The organism is Sphingomonas larreae, from assembly GCF_051400595.1.
Lineage (GTDB): Bacteria > Pseudomonadota > Alphaproteobacteria > Sphingomonadales > Sphingomonadaceae > Sphingomonas.
The window spans coordinates 559417-577759 of sequence record NZ_JBLFFI010000001.1 but is presented as its reverse complement, the minus strand read 5'-3'; the positions used below and the strand labels follow the sequence as shown (position 1 = coordinate 577759).

17 protein-coding genes are annotated in these 18343 nt (G+C 69.6%); 12 read left to right on the top strand and 5 right to left on the bottom strand.

Annotation, left to right across the window (positions count from 1 at the left end):
- Positions 1–2 precede the first annotated feature (2 nt).
- The 6 genes from ACMGDM_RS02505 (at position 3) to ACMGDM_RS02480 (ending at position 6065) form a co-directional block, all read left to right on the top strand.
- Positions 3–1442 (top strand): tetratricopeptide repeat protein, encoded by a 1440-nt coding sequence (locus tag ACMGDM_RS02505; RefSeq protein WP_436802561.1) that lies wholly within the window; start codon positions 3–5, stop codon positions 1440–1442.
- A gap of 66 nt (positions 1443–1508) precedes the next feature.
- Positions 1509–2924 carry an undecaprenyl-phosphate glucose phosphotransferase gene (locus tag ACMGDM_RS02500; protein WP_436802560.1) on the top strand — a complete coding sequence of 472 codons (1416 nt, stop codon included), beginning with the start codon at positions 1509–1511 and terminating at the stop codon, positions 2922–2924.
- Positions 2914–3699 carry a WecB/TagA/CpsF family glycosyltransferase gene (locus tag ACMGDM_RS02495; RefSeq protein ID WP_436802559.1) on the top strand — a complete coding sequence of 262 codons (786 nt, stop codon included), beginning with the start codon at positions 2914–2916 and terminating at the stop codon, positions 3697–3699. The genes ACMGDM_RS02500 and ACMGDM_RS02495 overlap by 11 nt, the downstream gene beginning before the upstream one ends.
- Positions 3700–3703: 4 nt before the next feature.
- On the top strand, positions 3704–4252 hold the full coding sequence (locus tag ACMGDM_RS02490) for a hypothetical protein (protein WP_436802558.1): 549 nt from the start codon (positions 3704–3706) through the stop codon (positions 4250–4252).
- A gap of 353 nt (positions 4253–4605) precedes the next feature.
- A complete protein-coding gene (locus ACMGDM_RS02485; RefSeq protein ID WP_436802557.1) occupies positions 4606–5118 on the top strand; it encodes an FxDxF family PEP-CTERM protein in 513 nt (170 codons plus the stop codon).
- Between the two features lie 188 nt (positions 5119–5306).
- Complete coding sequence (locus ACMGDM_RS02480; protein ID WP_436802556.1) at positions 5307–6065, top strand: metallophosphoesterase family protein; 759 nt, start codon at positions 5307–5309, stop codon at positions 6063–6065.
- A 31-nt stretch (positions 6066–6096) separates the two neighbouring features.
- On the opposite strand, the gene ACMGDM_RS02475 is transcribed toward ACMGDM_RS02480, so the two are convergent.
- The 4 genes from ACMGDM_RS02475 to ACMGDM_RS02460 form a co-directional block, all read right to left on the bottom strand.
- Positions 6097–6624 carry a CAP domain-containing protein gene (locus tag ACMGDM_RS02475; RefSeq protein WP_436802555.1) on the bottom strand — a complete coding sequence of 176 codons (528 nt, stop codon included), beginning with the start codon at positions 6622–6624 and terminating at the stop codon, positions 6097–6099.
- A 99-nt stretch (positions 6625–6723) separates the two neighbouring features.
- Positions 6724–7362 carry a L,D-transpeptidase family protein gene (locus ACMGDM_RS02470; protein WP_436802554.1) on the bottom strand — a complete coding sequence of 213 codons (639 nt, stop codon included), beginning with the start codon at positions 7360–7362 and terminating at the stop codon, positions 6724–6726.
- Positions 7359–8027, bottom strand: a complete 669-nt coding sequence (locus ACMGDM_RS02465; RefSeq protein WP_436802553.1) for a PEPxxWA-CTERM sorting domain-containing protein — start codon at positions 8025–8027, stop codon at positions 7359–7361. Before ACMGDM_RS02465 ends, ACMGDM_RS02470 begins: the two co-directional genes overlap by 4 nt.
- A gap of 107 nt (positions 8028–8134) precedes the next feature.
- Positions 8135–9046 carry a LysR family transcriptional regulator gene (locus ACMGDM_RS02460; RefSeq protein WP_436802552.1) on the bottom strand — a complete coding sequence of 304 codons (912 nt, stop codon included), beginning with the start codon at positions 9044–9046 and terminating at the stop codon, positions 8135–8137.
- A gap of 84 nt (positions 9047–9130) precedes the next feature.
- Between ACMGDM_RS02460 and ACMGDM_RS02455 the strand changes: the two genes are divergently transcribed.
- The 6 genes from ACMGDM_RS02455 to mmsB all read left to right on the top strand — a co-directional run bounded on the left by ACMGDM_RS02455 (position 9131) and on the right by mmsB (position 15409).
- The gene (locus ACMGDM_RS02455; protein ID WP_436802551.1) at positions 9131–10672 is read left to right on the top strand and encodes a CoA-acylating methylmalonate-semialdehyde dehydrogenase; all 1542 of its coding nucleotides are present in this window, start codon (positions 9131–9133) and stop codon (positions 10670–10672) included.
- A gap of 22 nt (positions 10673–10694) precedes the next feature.
- Positions 10695–11192, top strand: a complete 498-nt coding sequence (locus tag ACMGDM_RS02450; RefSeq protein ID WP_436802550.1) for a hypothetical protein — start codon at positions 10695–10697, stop codon at positions 11190–11192.
- Positions 11193–11206: 14 nt separating this feature from the next.
- Positions 11207–12352, top strand: coding sequence for an acyl-CoA dehydrogenase family protein (locus tag ACMGDM_RS02445; RefSeq protein WP_436802549.1), 1146 nt, complete (start codon positions 11207–11209; stop codon positions 12350–12352).
- 180 nt (positions 12353–12532) lie between these two features.
- The gene (locus tag ACMGDM_RS02440; RefSeq protein WP_436802548.1) at positions 12533–13576 is read left to right on the top strand and encodes an enoyl-CoA hydratase/isomerase family protein; all 1044 of its coding nucleotides are present in this window, start codon (positions 12533–12535) and stop codon (positions 13574–13576) included.
- Between the two features lie 11 nt (positions 13577–13587).
- A complete protein-coding gene (locus ACMGDM_RS02435; protein ID WP_436802547.1) occupies positions 13588–14364 on the top strand; it encodes an enoyl-CoA hydratase in 777 nt (258 codons plus the stop codon).
- Positions 14365–14530: 166 nt separating this feature from the next.
- Positions 14531–15409 carry a 3-hydroxyisobutyrate dehydrogenase gene (mmsB, locus tag ACMGDM_RS02430; protein WP_436802546.1) on the top strand — a complete coding sequence of 293 codons (879 nt, stop codon included), beginning with the start codon at positions 14531–14533 and terminating at the stop codon, positions 15407–15409.
- A 255-nt stretch (positions 15410–15664) separates the two neighbouring features.
- Here the strand turns inward: mmsB and ACMGDM_RS02425 are convergent, their stop codons facing one another.
- Positions 15665–18319: a M1 family metallopeptidase gene (locus ACMGDM_RS02425; protein ID WP_436802545.1), complete on the bottom strand. Its 2655-nt coding sequence runs from the start codon at positions 18317–18319 to the stop codon at positions 15665–15667.
- Positions 18320–18343: the final 24 nt, after the last annotated feature.

Here is an 18343-nt window from a genome sequence, read left to right as displayed (position 1 = left end):
TGATGATGTGCAGCATTCTGGTGCGTCGATTTGCCGCTTGTAGTCGCCTTGCCGCACTGGGAGTGCTGGCCATTGTGGCAGCCTGTCGCCCGCCGCAGGAGCGCGCGGCGCGCTTCGCGGGCATGTATGAGGCGGCGCTGGCCGGCAACGACCCCTGGACCGCTCGCGTGGCGATGTCGCGCGCGGTCGCGATCGACGATTCGAATCCGCAATATTGGGCCGCGCTCGGCCGCGTCCAGCTGACGCTTGGCGACTATTCGGGGGCGTACGGCTCGTATTCGCGCGCGAACGAGCTCGATCGGTCGGATGCGGGCGTGCTCCAGACGCTGGCTGATCTGGCGGCGCTCAGCGGCCGCGTCGAGGATGCGCGCCGCTACGCCAATCAGGTCCTTCTGCTGCAACCCAGCGATCCGGCGCCGCAGGCGACGCTGGGCTTCGTCGCGCTGCACGAGCGCGATCCCGCGGGCGCGCTCCAGCGTGCGGACGCGGTGCTGGCGATCCGCCCCGCCGATTCGAACGCCACCGTATTGAAGGCACGCGCGCTTGCGTCGAACGGGGACGATGGCGCCGCGCTGGCGCTGCTGGAGCGGTTCATCGCCGACCATCCGCGCGACAGCGCCGCGCTCGACACGATGGCGACGATCGCGACCCGCTTCGGCCGAGCACCGGCGCTGCTGGCCGCGCGCGAGAAGCTGGTGGCGCTGCGGCCGCACGATGTCGCGCTGCGGCTCGCTTATGCAGATTCGCTGTACGGGCTCGGCCAGCACGATCGCGCCCGCGCCTTGACCGAGGCGCTGATCCGCAGCGGCGATTATGGCGACTCGCTGATCGACGCGCTGGCGCTGTGGCGCCGCTATGAACCGCGCGCGTGGAGCGTCCCCGTGGTCGGCGCGCTCGCCGCCACCGCCACGCCGCGCGACAAGCTGCGCTACGCCTATTTCCTGATGCTGGAGGGCGCGGCGGCGGAGGCGGAGGCGCTGGTGGCGCCGCTCGTCCGGCCGCCCGTCACCGCGGCCAATGCGTCTGCGCTGGCGCTGCTGGCGCAGATCCGCGCCGCGCAGGGGCGTAATCAGGCGGCGGAGACGTTGCTCGACCAGGTGCTCGCGTTCGATCAGGGCAATGTGGTGGCGCTGCGCGCACGGACCGACCTGTATCTCCGCACCGGGCGCGGGCAGCGCGCGGTGTTCGATGCGCAACGGCTGGTGGCGGCGAAATCGCGCGCTGCTGACGATCGCGTGCGGCTCGCGCGGGCTTATCAGCAGGCGGGCCAGACGCAGCTCGCCGAGAACACGCTACGCGGCGGATTACAGGACATTCCGGCGAACCCGCTGCTCTTCGACGCGTTGCGCCGCTTCCTCGTCGCGACCGGGCGGCGCGACGAACTCGACGAAGTGGGTCAACAATTTATAGAGCAGCAGCGCGTAGTACGGGCGCAATGGTGAGATTTTCTCGCGCGGGAAGGCAGCGGCGGGCGTGAGCAAGTGGCGACGATAGTGCGACCGACAAGGGTGAGACGGTTCACGTCCAACGTGATTCCGTCCCTGATCTTCGTTGTCGATCTGCTCTGCCTGCTGATCAGCATGCCGGCCGCGCTGGTGCTGTACCAGCTGTCGGTCGGGCTGTCGGTCGTGCCGGGGGTGCATACCGCCGCCGCCTTCATCGCCGGTGTGGCATTTTTCCTGATCCGACAGTCGCGCGGGGTATATAGCCAATCCTTGGCGCTGCTGCGGTCGAGCGACGCTGCGGTGGCGCTCGACTATCTGTTCGCGGCGCTGCTTAGCAGCGCGATCGTGTGGCAGTTCGGGCTGGTCGACGAATTCTCGCGCGGGCTGACGCTGGCCTATGTCGGCTCCTGCGTCGGATCGCTGCTGGTGAGTCGATTCGTGCTGCGCGCCTTGCTCCACCGGCTCGCGCGCGGCGGGCGGATTCGCCAGCGCGTGGTGCTGTATGGCGCCGACACCGCGATCGTCGAACGCACCTGTCGGATGCTCGACCTGCAGGCGCTACCCCAGCTCCTGCTGGTCGGCGTGGCGGACGATTATTCGCGTCGCTCGCGCGACGAGACGGTGGGGGATCTGCCTTTCATCGGCGGCTTCTCCGAGTTGCTCACGCTCGCGCGCGACGGCGAGGTGGACCAGGTGCTGATCGCGCTGTCCGACCTCACGCGCGAGCGACTCGACCTGATCATCGAGAAGCTGAGCGAGGTGGCGATCGACATCTCGCTGATCCCGCGCGAGGCGATCGCGCTGGCGCCGGACTATCGCGTCAATTTCGTCGGCGCGATCCCGGTGCTGACGCTGTGGCAGCGACCGATGCGCGATGGCGACACGCTGCTCAAGGATGCCGAGGATCTGATCATCGCCGGGCTGGCGCTGATCTTCCTGTCGCCGCTGCTGCTCGTCACCGCGATCGCGATCAAGGCGACCAGCCGCGGCCCGGTGCTGTTCAAGCAACCCCGCTTCGGCTTCAACAATCGTGAGATCCTGGTCTACAAGTTCCGCTCGATGTACGTCGATCGTCAGGACGTGTCGGGCGCCGAGCGGACGCGCAAGGGCGATCCGCGCATTACTCCGGTCGGTCGGGTGATCCGCAAGCTCAGCATCGACGAGCTGCCGCAGATCTGGAACGTGCTGCGCGGCGAGATGTCGATCGTGGGGCCGCGCCCGCACGCCACCCATATGAAGGTGGGCGACCATTATTACTTCGACGCGGTGAAGGGCTATGCCGCGCGCCACCGGGTGAAGCCGGGGATCACCGGACTGGCGCAGGTGCGTGGACTCCGCGGCGAGATCCAGACGATCGAGCGTGCCAAGCGGCGGATCGAGCTGGATCGCTATTATATCGATCACTGGTCCCTGACGCTCGACGTCAAGATCATCGTCCAAACGGTGGCCAACATCCTGTTCGACAAGAATGCTTACTGAAAGCACGGCGCCGCGCGGCTTCCTCGGCCTGCGCTTCGATCCGCTCGACACCGCGGGGGCGCTGGCGTGGCTGCGCGCCGCCAGCGTCGAGGCGCCGTTCCGCTACGTCGTCACCCCGAACGTCGACCATCTGGTCCGCCTCGACTCGATGGTGCGTAGCGAGCCGGCGGGCGAAGCGCTCTGGCGCGCATACGAGGGCGCCGCGCTGACGCTCTGCGACAGTCGCGTGCTGGCCCGACTGGCACGCTGGTGCGGGGTCGAACTGCCGGTCGCGCCTGGCAGCGATCTGACCGCGCGCCTGTTCAGCGAGGTCGTGCGCCCCGGAGACCGGATCGCCATCATTGGCGGTGATGCGCCGTTGCGTGCAGCGCTGGCACAGCGTTTCGGCACGCTCAATTTCGTCCAGCATATCCCGCCGATGGGACTGCTGCGCGATTCCGCGGCGCTCGACGCTGCAGCGCGCTTTGGCCGCGACGCGCAGGCGCGATTCGTGCTGCTCGCGGTCGGCTCGCCGCAGCAGGAGATCGTTGCCGCGCGGATCGCTGCGCTGCCGGGTGCGCGCGGGACAGGGCTGTGCATCGGCGCGTCGCTTGACTTCATCGTCGGTCGGCAGCAGCGCGCCCCGCGCATGGTGCAGCGCCTCGGTCTCGAGTGGGCACACCGGCTCGCCTCACAGCCGCGCCGATTATGGCGGCGCTATCTCGTGGAAGGGCCGCGTATCTTCCGCATGACGCGGGACTGGCGCGCGAACCGCGGCACTCCTGTGCCAGACTGACACATTGGGCGACCGATGGCATCCGCAGATCGGCGATCCTTCCGCGATCGGCTGGATCACGGTCGCTGCTTATCTGCTCGCCACTGGATTGTGCCTGGCGGCGCAACGCCAGGATGCAGCGGCCGCTCCGAAGCATTTCTGGACGGCCCTGGCGGTCGTGCTGCTGCTGCTCGGCATCAACAAGCAACTCGATCTGCAGTCGCTGCTCACGCAAGTCGCGCGTGATTGGACCAAGACGCACGGGGTGTACGAGCAGCGAAGCGCGCTTCAGGTTGCGTTCATCTTTGCGATCGCGGCGATCGGCGCGATCATGCTTGTGGTGACGTCCTATATCATGCGGCGGCAGGCGGCACCACGGAAGATCGCGCTCGTCGGTATGATCTTCCTGTATTCCTTCATCCTCATCCGCGCTTCGTCGTTCCACCACGTCGACTGGGCGCTCGGGCGATCGATATTCTCGGTTCGTCTTAATGCGGTGCTTGAGATCGGCGGCATCTCCATTGTCGCGAGTGCGTCTGCTCTAGTCTTGCGTTCGCGCGTCGCCGCCGATTAACCGAATCCGCAAGTTGTTCTTTCGACGTGTTGTGCGGCTCAATCGCGCCCGAACCGGGCCGATTGCGTCATGCCGACTTTGTTCCCTGATGCGCACGTCCCGTTTCTGGAAAAAGCCGTTGTTGCAGCAAGCGACTTCAGGCGCTTGATGAAGGGCGGGAAGGGTCAAGGCGGCTCACCCCCGAACTGACGTTTGTTACATTGTTCAGCTGTCCCGAAACAGTGCGGCGTTCCTCATTTTGGCGATGGTTTATATTCAGTAAACGGGTATCAGGCGAATCAGCGGTGGTGGACCACCCCCGTCAGGCAAGCGTCCGGGTCGTGGTGTTTCAGGGATCTAAGGGAGTTATCCACATGAAGAAGTTCGTTACCTCGGCACTCGTCGCCAGCGCGTTCGTCGCTGCGACTCCGGCGATGGCCGCCACGACCATCTCGCTCACGCAGAACGCGGATGGCAGCTACTCGGGCACCTCCGGCACCGTCATCCCGACGACCGCGACGTTCAGCGACGAGTATAATTTCTCGGTGCCGACGGCGGGCCTGGTCAGCGCCAGCGTGATTTCGCTTTCGATCACCGGTGGTTTCAAGCTGGTGTCGGGCACGCTTAACGGCACTGCGCTGACGCTCGGCAAGTTGAGCGACTACGTCTACACGCTGACGCTGCCGGGCGCGGGCGTGCCGTCGATCGCCAACCCCCAGAAGCTGGTGATCAACGGGACGTCGCAGGGCGGCGGCAGCTACACCGCGAACGTGACCTTCGCCGCGGTGCCGGAGCCGGCCACCTGGGCGCTGATGATCCTGGGCTTCGGCGTCGTCGGCTATGCGATGCGTCGCCGTCCGTCGGTGCGCTTCTCGCAGGCGATCTGATTGGTCGCGAGGCACACGCCTTGCGATCCAAGACCTCGCAGTCGATCGCGGCGGTCGCCCTTCGGGGCGGCCGCCGTTGTCATATGGAGCGGCATGAGCGGCGCTTGACCCGGCCGCTGCGCTGTTGTTCGACACGATGAGCGAGGCGCAGACATGCGGCGGCGCGTGGGTGAGGCGGCGGTGCGGCGATGATCGGGCGATGGCTGAGCCGTGACCGTCCGCCGCACTACCGCTTGCCTGACGGCGTGCGCGCCTATGCGGTGGGCGACGTTCACGGTCGTGCCGATCTGCTCGCGCCGATGCTCGACTGGATCCGCGAGGACAGCGACTCGCGTGGCGGCTATCCCGAGGTTCATGTCGTCTTCCTCGGCGACCTGATCGATCGCGGGCCGGACTCCGCCGCGGTGGTCAGCATGCTGGCGAGCGGGCGTGCCGCCTTCGGACAGCGGCACTTCATTCGCGGCAACCACGAACAGGTGCTGCTGGATATCCTCGAGGGCGACTGGGCGCGGATGGACGACTGGCTCGCGGTCGGCGGGGTCGAGACGGTGGCGAGCTACGGCGTCGATCCGGCGCTCTACCTGCGCGATCCCGCGGCGTTCCAGCGCGCCGTGCGCGACGCCATCCCGAGCCTCCACGTCGCCTTCCTCCGCCGCATGCAGAGCTGGATGCAGCTGGGCGACTATCTTTTCGTCCACGCCGGCATCCGCCCGGGCGTGCCACTCGATCAGCAAAGCGCGCGCGATCTGCGATGGATCCGCCGCGACTTCCTGCGCAGCCGCGTCGACCATGGCATGATGGTGGTGCACGGCCACACGATCAGCGACTCGGTGGACTTCCGCCCCAATCGCATCGGCATCGATACGGGGGCCTACGGCTCGCACCGCCTCTCCGTCCTGGGGCTGGAAGCGGATCGCCGCTGGGTGCTGACGAGCCGGCTTCAGTGACGAAAACGAGAGCGCATCGCCGCTGCGCGGATCAGAACGGGCGCTCGCCGAGGTAATTGCCCGCGTTCTTGTAGCGGCAGACGAGTACGTCCTCCTCGCGGCCGCGCGCCACCGCACAGCCGACCTCGTCGGTGTCGCGCCACATCAACTGGGTGTAATGGCCGACGTCGTCGACCCGCCCGGTCACGCTGTTGTACGGGAAGACGCCCTGACGGAAGAAGCGCTTCTCGCGGATCCAGCCGTTGACCATCGCCTCCGGGGTGAAATAGCCGCGCGTGCCGGCCCAGAGGTTCTCGCCCTCGGGGTCATAATGCCGCTCGGGCGCATGCTCGAAGCGGCCGGTGCTGGCGAGATAATCCGCCCAGCGCTGCGCCGACTGCACCAGCTCGCGGTTCCAGCGCAGCGCCGGCACGCCGATCGAGGCGCGCTCGTAATTGTGCGCGGCGAGGATGCGCGCGTCGAACGTCTGAGAAAAGCTCGCGGCGCCGCTCAGCAGCGGGGCGACGACCACCGCGGCGAGCGCGGCGATCAGCTTGCGGGGCGCATGAAAGCGCGGCATGTCCGGAACCCTTCCTGGTGTTCGATCCAGGAGAGCGGTTTAGCGGCGAGGCACTTGCCAGCCGGTCGACAGACATGGTTTACGCCAGGTAAGTTATATTCAGGCGGTGATGGTGACGAGGTCGCCACGAGCGCTGGCCTCGTAGACGTGCCGTGCGAAATCCTCGGGGATGCCGACGCAGCCGTGGGTTGCGAAGCCGCGTCGCACCGCGCTGGCGTGGATGGCGACGCCGTCGTTGGTCAGCCGTAGCATATAGGGCATTTCGGCGTCGTAGAGCGTCGACACGTGTCGGCGTGCGCGCGCAAGGATGGGGAAGGTGCCCGTTGGAGTCGGCTTGTGATCGGTGCCGTACAGGATCACGGCAGTCCCGATCTCGTGCCCGGCGCGAAAGACCGACATCAGCTGGCGCGAGAGGTCGACCCGGATCTGCGTGGCGCCGGACGCGGGCACGCCCTGCTCATTCCACACGAAATCACCGAATTTCATCGGCTCGTCGACGCGAAGCAGGCTGTGGACGAGCAACCGGCGACCATCCGGCGCCACCAGCGCCGGCTCCTGCCCGGCCGGATAGGTTACCCGTGTGCCGATGCTGCCGACCGTGGTGGCGAAGCGCAGCGGCGCGGCGGCAGGCGAGTCGTGACGTGAGAGCTGAGTCGTCTGGCGCGTCCACCACGCCATGCCCCATGCGCCGACACCCGCGGCGGCGAGCGCGACCGCCGCGCCCGCGACGCGGCTCATGCCGCTGGCTTGGCCTCCGCCGCGCCGCGTCGCCCAACCCGACGCAGCGCAGCGCCGACCATCAGGAAGCCCAGAATCATCGTCGCCCAGGTCGCTGGCTCGGGGACCGCCGGTACGGGCGGGATGACCTCGTCGCCACCGCCGCCACCGCCCCCGTTTCCGCCACCGCCGCCGCCAGGGACGAACGGCGTCGTCGGCGTGAAGCCGCCGCCCGGCGGCAGCGGTCCGAGCGCCACCGGCGTCAGCGGCACGTCACCGATCGGCGTGGCCGGACCGAATGCCAGCGGCGTCGCCGGCAACTCGACGTACGGCGGCGCCCAGCCGATGCTCGGTCGCTCACGGACGTTGCTCAGCACGCGCTCACGCGGCGCCGACGGCAACGGGACGCGCGGTCGCGACGCGAGTCGCTGCCTCGCCGGCTTCGTCGTGAACATCGCGCCGGCATCGCGTCCGCCGGGCGAGCGCGCGCCGAGGATCGCCGACGGATCGGGCAGATCGACCAGGCGCGCCACCTTGGCCGACGCATCGGCAATGCCCAGCCCACCGACCGTTCCGCCCAGCGCGCCATAGCTGCCGACCGCAGCCACGCCCACCAGGCCGCCGACGGCGACCCGGGCGAGCGTGAATTGCCACAACAGTGTGAGCGGACGACGCCAGCTATTCATCGGTGAGACCAACCCTGTTTCCGAACCGCGAACGGTTAAGGAAGCGCGATGATCCATGTGGACCGGAGCGGCCTCATGAGTCCAGAAAAATGTCCATGTTAAATAGGTTATCGCGGGACAGTGTTGCTATGCGGCAGCAGTCTATCGCGCTGCCGTTCGACCAATTCTATTAACCATTGGCGGAACGCACGGACTCGCCGCAATTGTCGCGTGTCGCGGTGCGTCACCAGCCAGAAGCTGCGAGTGATCGTCACGTCGGGCAGGATCCGGCATAACGTCGGGTCGCTGCCGCCGATGAAATGCGGCAGCACCCCCACGCCGGCACCCGCGGCGATCATCCCCGCCTGTGCGTTGATGCTCGAGCTCCGCAGCGTCGGCGTCAGCGCGTCGTCGAGCTCGTGCAGGTAGCGCAGCTCGGGCGCGTAGAGCAGGTCGGGGATGTAACCCACGAGGCGGTGGCGCACACCGAGCGTCTCGCGCGTCGGCGCACCGTCACGCTCGATCAACGCGCGCGCCGCATACACGTGCAGCGCGTAATCGGCGAGCTTGCTCGCCACCACCGGGCCGTGGCGTGGCCGTGCGAGCAGTACCGCCACGTCCGCCTCGCGGCGCGACGGGCTGAGAAAGCCCGAGTTCGCCACCAGGTCGAGCGTCAGCGCCGGGTGCGCCGCGACAAACGAGTCGAGATGCTGCGCGACCAGCCATGAGCCGAACCCTTCGGACACGCTGACGCGCAGCGTGCCGGTGAGTGCGCCGGGCGGGTCGGCGCGATCGCCAATCCGCTCGGCGGCCCGCGCCATTTCCTCGACCTGCACGAGCAGCGACTCGCCCGCCTCGGTGAGCACCTGACCTTCGCGTGTCTGCTCGAACAACGTGCGCCCCAGCCGCGCCTCGAGCCGTCGCAGCCGCCGACCGACCGTCGTGGCGTCGACGCCCAGCTGCGTGGCCGCCCGCGCAATCTGTCCGACGCGCGCCACGGCGAGGAAATCCTGAAGATCGTTCCACGAGAGCGGCTGCATGAATGCAGGTACGCCTTGCAGAATTGCCGCTTGCCTGCAACCGGGCCGCACCGCACAGCGAGCGGACAAGATAGAGGAGAGGCGATGCGCACCATCGACCATCACATCGCCGGCGCGGCAGCGACCGCGGGCGGCGGTGGCGCGGCTCGCACCGGGGACGTCTTCGACTCCAACACCGGTCAGGTGCAGGCGCGGGTGACGCTCGGCAGCGCTGCCGACCTCGACCGTGCGGTGGCGGCGGCGCAGGCGGCGCAGCCGGGCTGGGCGGCGACCAACCCGCAGCGCCGCGCGCGCGTGATGTTCCGCTTCAAGGAGCTGGTCGAGCGCGACATGGACTCGCTGGCGCGGCTGCTCTCGTCCGAGCACGGCAAGGTGATCGCCGACTCAAAGGGCGACATCCAGCGCGGGCTCGAGGTGATCGAGTTCGCCTGCGGCATCCCGCACGTGCTCAAGGGCGAGTACACCCAGGGCGCAGGCCCCGGGATCGACGTCTACTCGATGCGCCAGCCGCTCGGCATTGGCGCGGGCATCACCCCGTTCAACTTTCCCGCGATGATCCCGATGTGGATGTTCGGGGTGGCGATCGCCTGCGGCAATGCCTTCCTGCTCAAGCCGTCGGAGCGCGATCCGAGCGTGCCGGTGCGGCTTGCCGAACTGATGCTCGAGGCCGGAGCGCCCGCGGGCATCCTCCAGGTCGTCCACGGCGACAAGGAGATGGTCGACGCGATCCTCGACCATCCCGCGATCGCGGCGGTGAGCTTCGTCGGCTCGTCCGACATCGCGCATCACGTCTACCGTCGCGGCGTCGCGGCAGGCAAGCGCGTCCAGGCGATGGGCGGCGCCAAGAACCACGGCATCGTCATGCCCGACGCCGACCTCGACCAGGTCGTCGCCGATCTCGCCGGCGCCGCCTTCGGCTCGGCGGGCGAGCGCTGCATGGCGCTGCCTGTGGTGGTGCCGGTCGGCGAGCAGACCGCGGACCGCCTGCGCGACAAACTGGTTCCGGCGATCCGCGCGCTGCGCGTCGGCGTCTCGACCGACCCGGAGGCGCATTACGGGCCAGTGGTCAACTCAGCGCACAAGCAGCGGGTCGAGGACTGGATCGGCACCGCGGTCGAGGAGGGGGCGGAGCTGGTTCTCGACGGCCGCGGCTTCACGCTCCAGGGCCATGAGGACGGCTTCTTCGTCGGCCCGACCTTGCTCGATCGGGTCACGCCGCAGATGCGCTCCTATCAGGAGGAGATCTTCGGCCCGGTGCTCCAGATCGTCCGCGCGCCCGACTTCGAGACGGCGCTGCGGCTGCCGAGCGAGCATCAATACGGCAATGGCGTGGCGATCTTCACGCGCAACGGCCATGCCGCGCGCGAGTTCGCCGCGCGCGTCAACGTCGGGATGGTCGGCATCAACGTGCCGATCCCGGTGCCGGTCGCCTATCACAGCTTCGGCGGCTGGAAGCGCAGCGCCTTTGGCGACGTCAACCAGCACGGCACCGAGGGCGTTCGCTTCTGGACCAAGGTCAAGACGGTAACGCAGCGCTGGCCCGACGGCTCCGCGCTCCCCGGCGGCAGCGAGGACGGTGGACCCTCGCGCGTGCAGGACGCGTTCGTGATCCCGACGATGGGATGACGATATGCGGCGAAGCGGACAGATGGCGATGACGGCGGGGCTGGCGGCCATGCTCGCCGCCTGCGCGCCGGATGCGGCGGACTATAATCGCCACGAGGTGCCGGCGGACGAGGCGCGCGCGCAGGCCGCGATCGAGCGTGCCGCGGCGCAGAACGGCGTCGCCACCACCGCGCGCGCCGGCGTTCCGATTGCCGCGCCGCCCGAGACTGCGGCGCGATCGCGCGCCTTCCCGCCCGACTTTCTCGGCTATTGGGGCGCCAGCTACGACGATTGCCAGCTCGCCAATACGGACGCCGACGGGCGGATCAACGTCGACGCCGACACGATCCGCTTCCACGAGGCGAAGGCGCGCGTGCAGCGGCTGGAGCAGCGCTCGCCCTATGAAGTGGTGGCGGACCTCCGCTTCGACGGCGCGGGCGACTCCTCGTGGGAGCGGCGTGACCGCTTCACGCTCGAGCAGGGCGGCACCATCCTCGTGCGCAGCGAGGCACCCAACGTCCAGCGCTACCGGCGCTGCTGACCGCAAGGCAGGACATGACCGACCAGTTCGACCTCACTGATGACCAGCGCGAGATCCAGGAGCTCGCGCGCCGCTTCACCGCCGATCGCATCACGCCGCACGCGGCCGAATGGGACGAGACGCATCACTATCCCGTCGACGTGTGGAAGGCGGCGGGCGAGCTCGGCTTCGGCGCGATCTACGTCAGCGAGGCGTCGGGCGGCATTGCGCTCGGCCGGCTCGAGGCGGCGCTGGTCATGGAGGCGATGGCTTATGGCTGCCCGGCCACCAGCGCGTTCATCTCGATCCACAATATGGTGGCCTGGATGATCGACCGCTTCGGCTCGGCGGCGATCAAGAGCCGCTTCCTGCCCGGTCTCGTCACGATGGAGACGATCGGCAGCTACTGCCTCACCGAGCCCGGCTCGGGCTCGGACGCGGCGGCGCTGAAGACCAGCGCGCGGCGCGACGGCGAGGATTATGTGCTCAACGGCACCAAGCAGTTCATCTCGGGCGCGGGCTACAACGACCTGTACGTCTGCATGGTGCGGACCGGCGAGGAAAAGAGCCGCGGCATCAGCGCGATCGTGGTCGAGAAGGGCACGCCCGGCCTGTCCTTCGGCGCGCCTGAGCGCAAGCTCGGCTGGAACGCCTCGCCGACCGCGCAGGTGATCTTCGAGGACTGCCGCGTACCCGCCGCCAATCTGGTCGGCGCGGAGGGCGAGGGGTTCCGCATCGCGATGGCGGGGCTCGACGGCGGGCGGCTCAACATCGGCGCCTGCTCGCTCGGCGGCGCGCAGCGCTGCCTCGATGAATCGATCCGCTACACGCGCGAGCGCCAGCAGTTCGGCCAGCCGATTGCCGACTTCCAGAACACGCAGTTCACGCTGGCGGACATGGCGACCGACCTGGAGGCGGCACGCGCCTTGCTCTATCTCGCCGCCGCCAAGGTGACCGCGGACGCGCCCGACAAGTCGCGCTTCTCGGCGATGGCGAAGCGGCTGGCGACCGACAACGGCTCCTCGATCGTCGACCGCGCGCTGCAACTTCACGGCGGCTACGGCTATCTCAAGGACTATCCGATCGAGCGGTTCTGGCGCGACCTGCGCGTCCACTCGATCCTGGAAGGGACCAACCAGGTGATGCGCATGATCGTCGGCCGCGAGCTGACAGGGCAATGAGGCGCTCGACTCAAATCCTCCCCGGTACGGGGAGGGGGACCGCCAGCCGCAGTCTGGTGGTGGAGGGGGGCTTCCGCATGCGCGACGCTCGATACTCCTCCTCCGTCACCGGTAACGCTAGCCGAGAGCCCCTTTCACCATGCTTCGCATGGTCCCCCTCCCCGCGCCGGGGAGGATCTGATGCTTGACCTCATCGCCGAGACCGAGGGCGGCGTCGCCAAGCTGCGGCTCAACCGCCCCCAGGCGCTCCACGCGCTCACCGCGGAGATGTGCGCCGCCGTGCTCGACTCGCTCGAGCGCTGGCGCGGCGACGACACGATCCGCTGCGTCACGATCGACCATGCCGCGGGCCGCGGCTTCTGCGCCGGCGGCGACATCCGCCTGCTCGCCGAGAGCGGCGCGGGCGACGGCAGCGCCGCGCGCGCCTTCTTCCATGTCGAATATCGCATGAACCACCGCCTGTTCACCTATGCCAAGGACGTGGTGGCGTTCATGGACGGCGTGACGATGGGCGGCGGCGTCGGCCTGTCGCAGCCGTGCCGCTACCGCGTCGCCACCGAGAATACGCGGCTGGCGATGCCCGAGACCGGCATCGGCCTGTTCCCCGACGTCGGCGGCGGCTGGTACCTCTCGCGGTTGCCGGGACGGATCGGCCAGTATCTCGCGCTCACCGGCGCGCGCGTCGACGGCGCGGCCTGCCACGCGCTCGGGCTGGCGACGCACTATGTCGAGAGCGCACGGCTCGAGGCGCTCAAGCGCGACATTGCCGCGCGCCCGGCCGAGCTGCGCGCGGTGCTCGACGCTGCGCATGTCGCGCCCGGCCCTGCCGCGCTGCTCGACCAGCGCGAGGTGATCGACCGGCTGTTCGCCTCGGACCAGGTCGAGGCGGTGTTCGCGGCGCTGGAGGCCGACGATAGCGAGTTCGCGCGCGCCACGCTGGCGACGCTGCGCACCAAGTCGCCGCAGACGATGAAGGTCTCGCTTAAGCTGCTCAAGCATGGCGCGCGCATGGCCGATTTCGCCGACGAGATGCGGCAGGAATATGCGGTCGCCACGCGCGTGGTGCAGCGCCACGACTTCCTCGAGGGCGTGCGCGCGGTGATCGTCGACAAGGACAACACCCCGCGCTGGGAGCCCGCCACGCCGGAGGCGGTCAGCGACCATGTCATCGACCAGATCTTCGCCCCGCTGCCTGAGGCCGAGGCCTGGACTCCGCACGATTGAGGGACTGACCCATGGCCGAGTATGAGACGATCCTGGTCGAGCAACGCGGCGCGGTGACGCTGCTGACGCTCAACCGGCCCAAGGCGCTCAACGCGCTCAACACGCAGGTGCTCGCCGAGCTGCTCCGGGTGCTGGCGGACTATGACGCCGATCCGGCGCAACGCTGCGCCGTGCTCACCGGCAGCGAGCGCGCCTTCGCCGCCGGCGCCGACATCAAGGAAATGGCGGGGCAGGGCTTCGCCGACATGTACGCCGGCAACTTCTTTTCCGGCTATGAGCAGCTGACGCGGACGCGCAAGCCGCTGATCGCGGCGGTGGCGGGCTATGCGCTGGGCGGCGGCTGCGAGCTGGCGATGATGTGCGACTTCATCCTGGCGGCGGATACCGCGAAGTTCGGCCAGCCCGAGATCAAGCTGGGCGTCTCGCCGGGCATGGGCGGCTCGCAGCGGCTGGCGCGCGCGGTCGGCAAGGCCAAGGCGATGGAGATGGTGCTCACCGGCCGGATGATCGACGCCGACGAGGCCGAGCGCGCCGGGCTGGTCAGCCGCGTCGTGCCCGCCGCCGAGCTGCTCGACGAGGCGCTGCGCACTGCCGCGACGATCGCCGGGATGGCGCCGCTCGCCGCCATCGCGAACAAGGAGATGGTCAACGCCGCGTTCGAGACGACGCTGGCGCAGGGCATCCAGTTCGAGCGCCGGCTGTTCCACGCGCTGTTTGGCACCGCCGACCAGCAGGAAGGCATGGCGGCGTTCGTGGAGAAACGCGCGGGCCAGTGGAGCGGGCGTTAGATTCGCGCTCACCCCAGCCGTTCGCCTCGAGCAGTGATCGGGCTTGCCGAGATCAGGTGTCGAGAGGGCCACGTGCGCTGACCTCTCGATATGCCGTGTCGACAAGCTCGACGGCTATCCGAGGCGAACGGATGGGGATTAAGCCCCCGCGAGAAGGAGAGGGACAATGGCACGCGTCGCGTTCATCGGGCTGGGCAACATGGGCGGCGGGATGGCCGCCAACCTGGCGAAGCACGGCCATGACGTGCGCGCCTTCGATCTCTCCGCCGAGGCGCTGGCCCGCGCCGAAGTCGCGGGCTGCCTCGCCGTCGACAGCGCCGCGGCGGCGGTGGCAGGCGCCGAGGCGGTCGTCACCATGCTGCCCGCGGGGCGCCACGTCGCGCAGGTCTATGACGAGATCCTGCCGCTGGTCGACGCCGCGACGATCCTGATCGACTGCTCGACCATCGACGTCGCCACCGCGCGCGCGGTCGCCGAGCAGGCGCGCGCGCGCGGGGTCGCCGCGATCGACTCGCCCGTCTCGGGTGGGATCGCGGCGGCGACCGCGGGCACGCTGACCTTCATGGTCGGCGGACCGGCCGAGTCGTTCGAGCGCGCGCAGGCTTTCCTCGAGGCGATGGGCAAGGCGGTGATCCACGCCGGCGCGAGCGGCACCGGCCAGGCCGCCAAGCTTTGCAACAACCTGATCCTGGGCGCGACGATGATCGCGACCTGCGAGGGCTTCGTGCTGGCCGAGCGGCTCGGGCTCGACCCGCAGGTGTTCTACGACATCGCCAGCAAGGCGACCGCGCAGAGCTGGTCAATGACGAGTTACTGCCCGGTGCCGGGGGTCGGCCCGCAGTCGCCCGCCGACAACGACTATCGCGGCGGCTTTGCGGGCGCGCTGATGCTCAAGGACCTGGAGCTGGCGATGGCCGCGGCGGCGGACGGCGGCGCGACGCTGCCGCTCGGTGAACATGCGCGCGACCTGTACCGCGCGTTCAGCGAGGGCGGGCACGGCGGCGAGGATTTCTCCGGCATCATCCGGATGCTGCGGGGGGCTTGAGGCGTGCCTCTGCGCGTGTCGCGGGTGGCGGCGCGGCCAAGGGCTTAACTCGCGTCATAATAGGCGCGATTGCGGACAGGAGGACCTCTCCCCCCAGGGGAGGGGCAGGGGTGGGGCCTTTCCACGAACGTCCCGCTGGAGGAAGCGCCTTACCCCAACCCCTCCCCTAAAGAGGAGGGGCTTTTCGCGTCGGATCGGTCCTCTCCTTCACGTAGGCAGGCTGTCCCTGGGCCGGTGCGACAGATCGCCACCCCGTCACCGCAGCGCCGCCTCCACCTCCGCGCGCTTGGCCGCGCGCAGCGCAACGCACTGGCGGATCGCGCCGAGCGCCTGGCTCAGCTCGAGCGCGCCGCCGCCCAGCGTCGCCAGCCGCGGCCGGAACAGCGCCTCGACCGCGTCGGCCTTGTCCGCGCTGCAATAGCCGCCGAACAGCGTCGGGATGCGCGCGCGTGCGAAGGCGGGCACGCCCGCGATCGCGCCGTCGAAGTCGCGCGTGAACAGCGACAGCAGCGCGTCGCGCCCGAGCGGCTGGTAGGCGAGCCGTGTCATCAGCGTCAGCCGCTCGGTCGATTGCAGCGCCGGGTGGCGCGTCAGCTCGAGCGCGCGCGCCACCTCGGCAGCGCTGGTGGCGTGGCCGAGCGCGCGCACCGCGTGCGAGCGGAACAGAGGGTCGCCGCTCGCCGCCAGCGAGTCACGCAGCCGGTCCATGAAGGCGACGCCGCGGTCCTCCACCGCCACAGCGAACGCGAGCTCGCGATAGGACGGATCGACCGGCCGCGGCGTCGCGGCGAGCGCGCCCTCGGCCGCCTCGGCGAGCTGCGCCCGCAGCGCCGCGTCGCGCGCGGTCTGCGCGGCATAGTCGACCAGGTTCTGGCGCAGCAGGCTCTGCCCGGTCTCCTCGCCGGCATAGGCGCCGGGCGCGAACGACACCGCGCCGAGCGCGCGCAGCCGCGGCAGCGACAGCTCGCCCGCGAGCCGGCGCAGCCCCGCGGTCGCGGCGGGTGACAGGTCGAGCTGCTCGACCTCGGCGATCGCCTGCGGCAGCTGCAGCGTCGCGCTGCGCTCGCGATGCGCGGCGAAGGCGCGCGCCCCCGCGATCACGCGCGCGAAGCTGGCGTTGCCCGCGAGGAAGTCGGCCCAGAGGCTGTCCGCCGCCGCCATCGCCTCGCGCGCGGGCAGCGTGTCGGCACCCCGCAGCAGCCCGGCCCAGCCGGCCTCGTCGAGGCTGTAGCGCCAGTAGCCCGCGCCGTCGGCGTTGGGCACCGCCAGGCCGCTGCCGCGCAGCGCGAGCGTCCCGGTCGCACTGCCGAGGAGGGTGCAGCTGCGCGTCTCGCCCTGACGCGCGCAGACCGGCACCGTCCAGGTCTGCGGCGCGGGCTGCGCGGCGACGCCGATCGGGCGATAGCGCTGCTGGCTCAGCTGCCAGCGCCCGGCCGCGTCGGCGCGGATGCGGATCACCGGCACGCCGGTCTGCGTCACGAAGCTGCGGAATACCGGGACGATGCCGGGATCGCCCGAGCCCGTCGCCATCGACTCGAAGAAGTCGTCGGCGGCGGCGTTGCCGTAGCGGAAGCGGTTCAGATGGAATTGCACGCCGCGGCGGAACTTCTCCGCGCCGAGATAGCGCTCCACCATCGTCAGCACCTGACCACCCTTCTGATAGGTGATCGAGTCGAAGGCGCTGGCGATCTGGTCGTTGCGCGTGATCTCCTGGCGGATCGGGCGGCCGACCGCGCGGCTGTCGGTGTCCATCGCCGCGAACGCCTCGGCGAGCTGCGCCACGTCGGTGCCGAGCCCGGCCTGCCAGATCTCGCCGACGCGATTGCCCGCCCATTCGGCGAAACTCTCGTTGAGCCAGATGTCGGTCCACCATTTCGGGGTGACGAGGTCGCCGAACCATTGATGTGCCAGCTCGTGCGCCACCACCGTGCCGAAGCCGCGGCGCTGCGACGCCGGCGCGTCGGGGGCGAGCAGCAGCAGCGTGTCATTGTAGCTGACGAGGCCGGCATTCTCCATCGCGCCGCTCATCACCGGACCGGCGATCTGGTCGAGCTTCTCGTACGGGTAGGGGATGCCGAAATACTGCTCATGCAGCGCGAGGATCTTCGGCCCCTCGGTCGCGGCGAGCCGGAGCCGCTTGGCCTGGCCCTTGGTGGCGATGGCGCGATAGGGGAGCGCGGTGGTTCGCACCGCGTTGGCGGGCGCGTCGCCGGGCACGACGTCGAACGGCCCGACCGCAATCGCGACGAGATAGGTCGGCAGCGGCTTGGACGGGGCGAACATGTGACGGGTCAGCCCCGCGCCCGCGGGGGTGGCGGCGGTCTCGGGCGTGTTCGCGAACACCTTCTCCCCCCTCGCCGCGGTGACGCTGAGCGTGAAGGGCGTCTTGAAGCCGGGCTCGTCGAAGCCGGGGAACATGCGCCGCGCGTCGATCGGCTCCATCTGCGTCCACGCGTACCAGTTATCGCCGACCTTGGCGCGGTACAGCCCCTCGGCGCCGGTCATGAACGGCGCGTCATAGTCGAAGGCGAGCGTGACGCGGCCGGCGGGCAGCGGTGTCGCGAAGTCGAGCCGCGCCACGCCCGAGGCGTCGACCTGGGTGTAGCGCGCGGTCACGGTGCGGCCGCCGACGCGGGCGACGGCCGCGGTGACGGCGAGGCCGTTCCCGTGGAGGTAGAGCGAGGTGGTGGCGCGCCGGAGTTCGGCGTCGACCTCGGCGTGGCCGGTGAAGCGCTCCTGCTCGGGGCGGACGGTGAGGTCGATGCGATAGGCGCTCGGGCGTGCCGTATCGGGGAGCTGGCCGAGCGGAACGGGGCCGGGAGCGGCGGTGGCCGCGGGGGCGGGCGTCTGCTGCGCCAGTGCCGGGGTGGCGAGGAACAGGGCGGTGGTGGCGAGCAGCGGCAGTCTCATGGGCGCGACCTTCGTGGTGGTTGC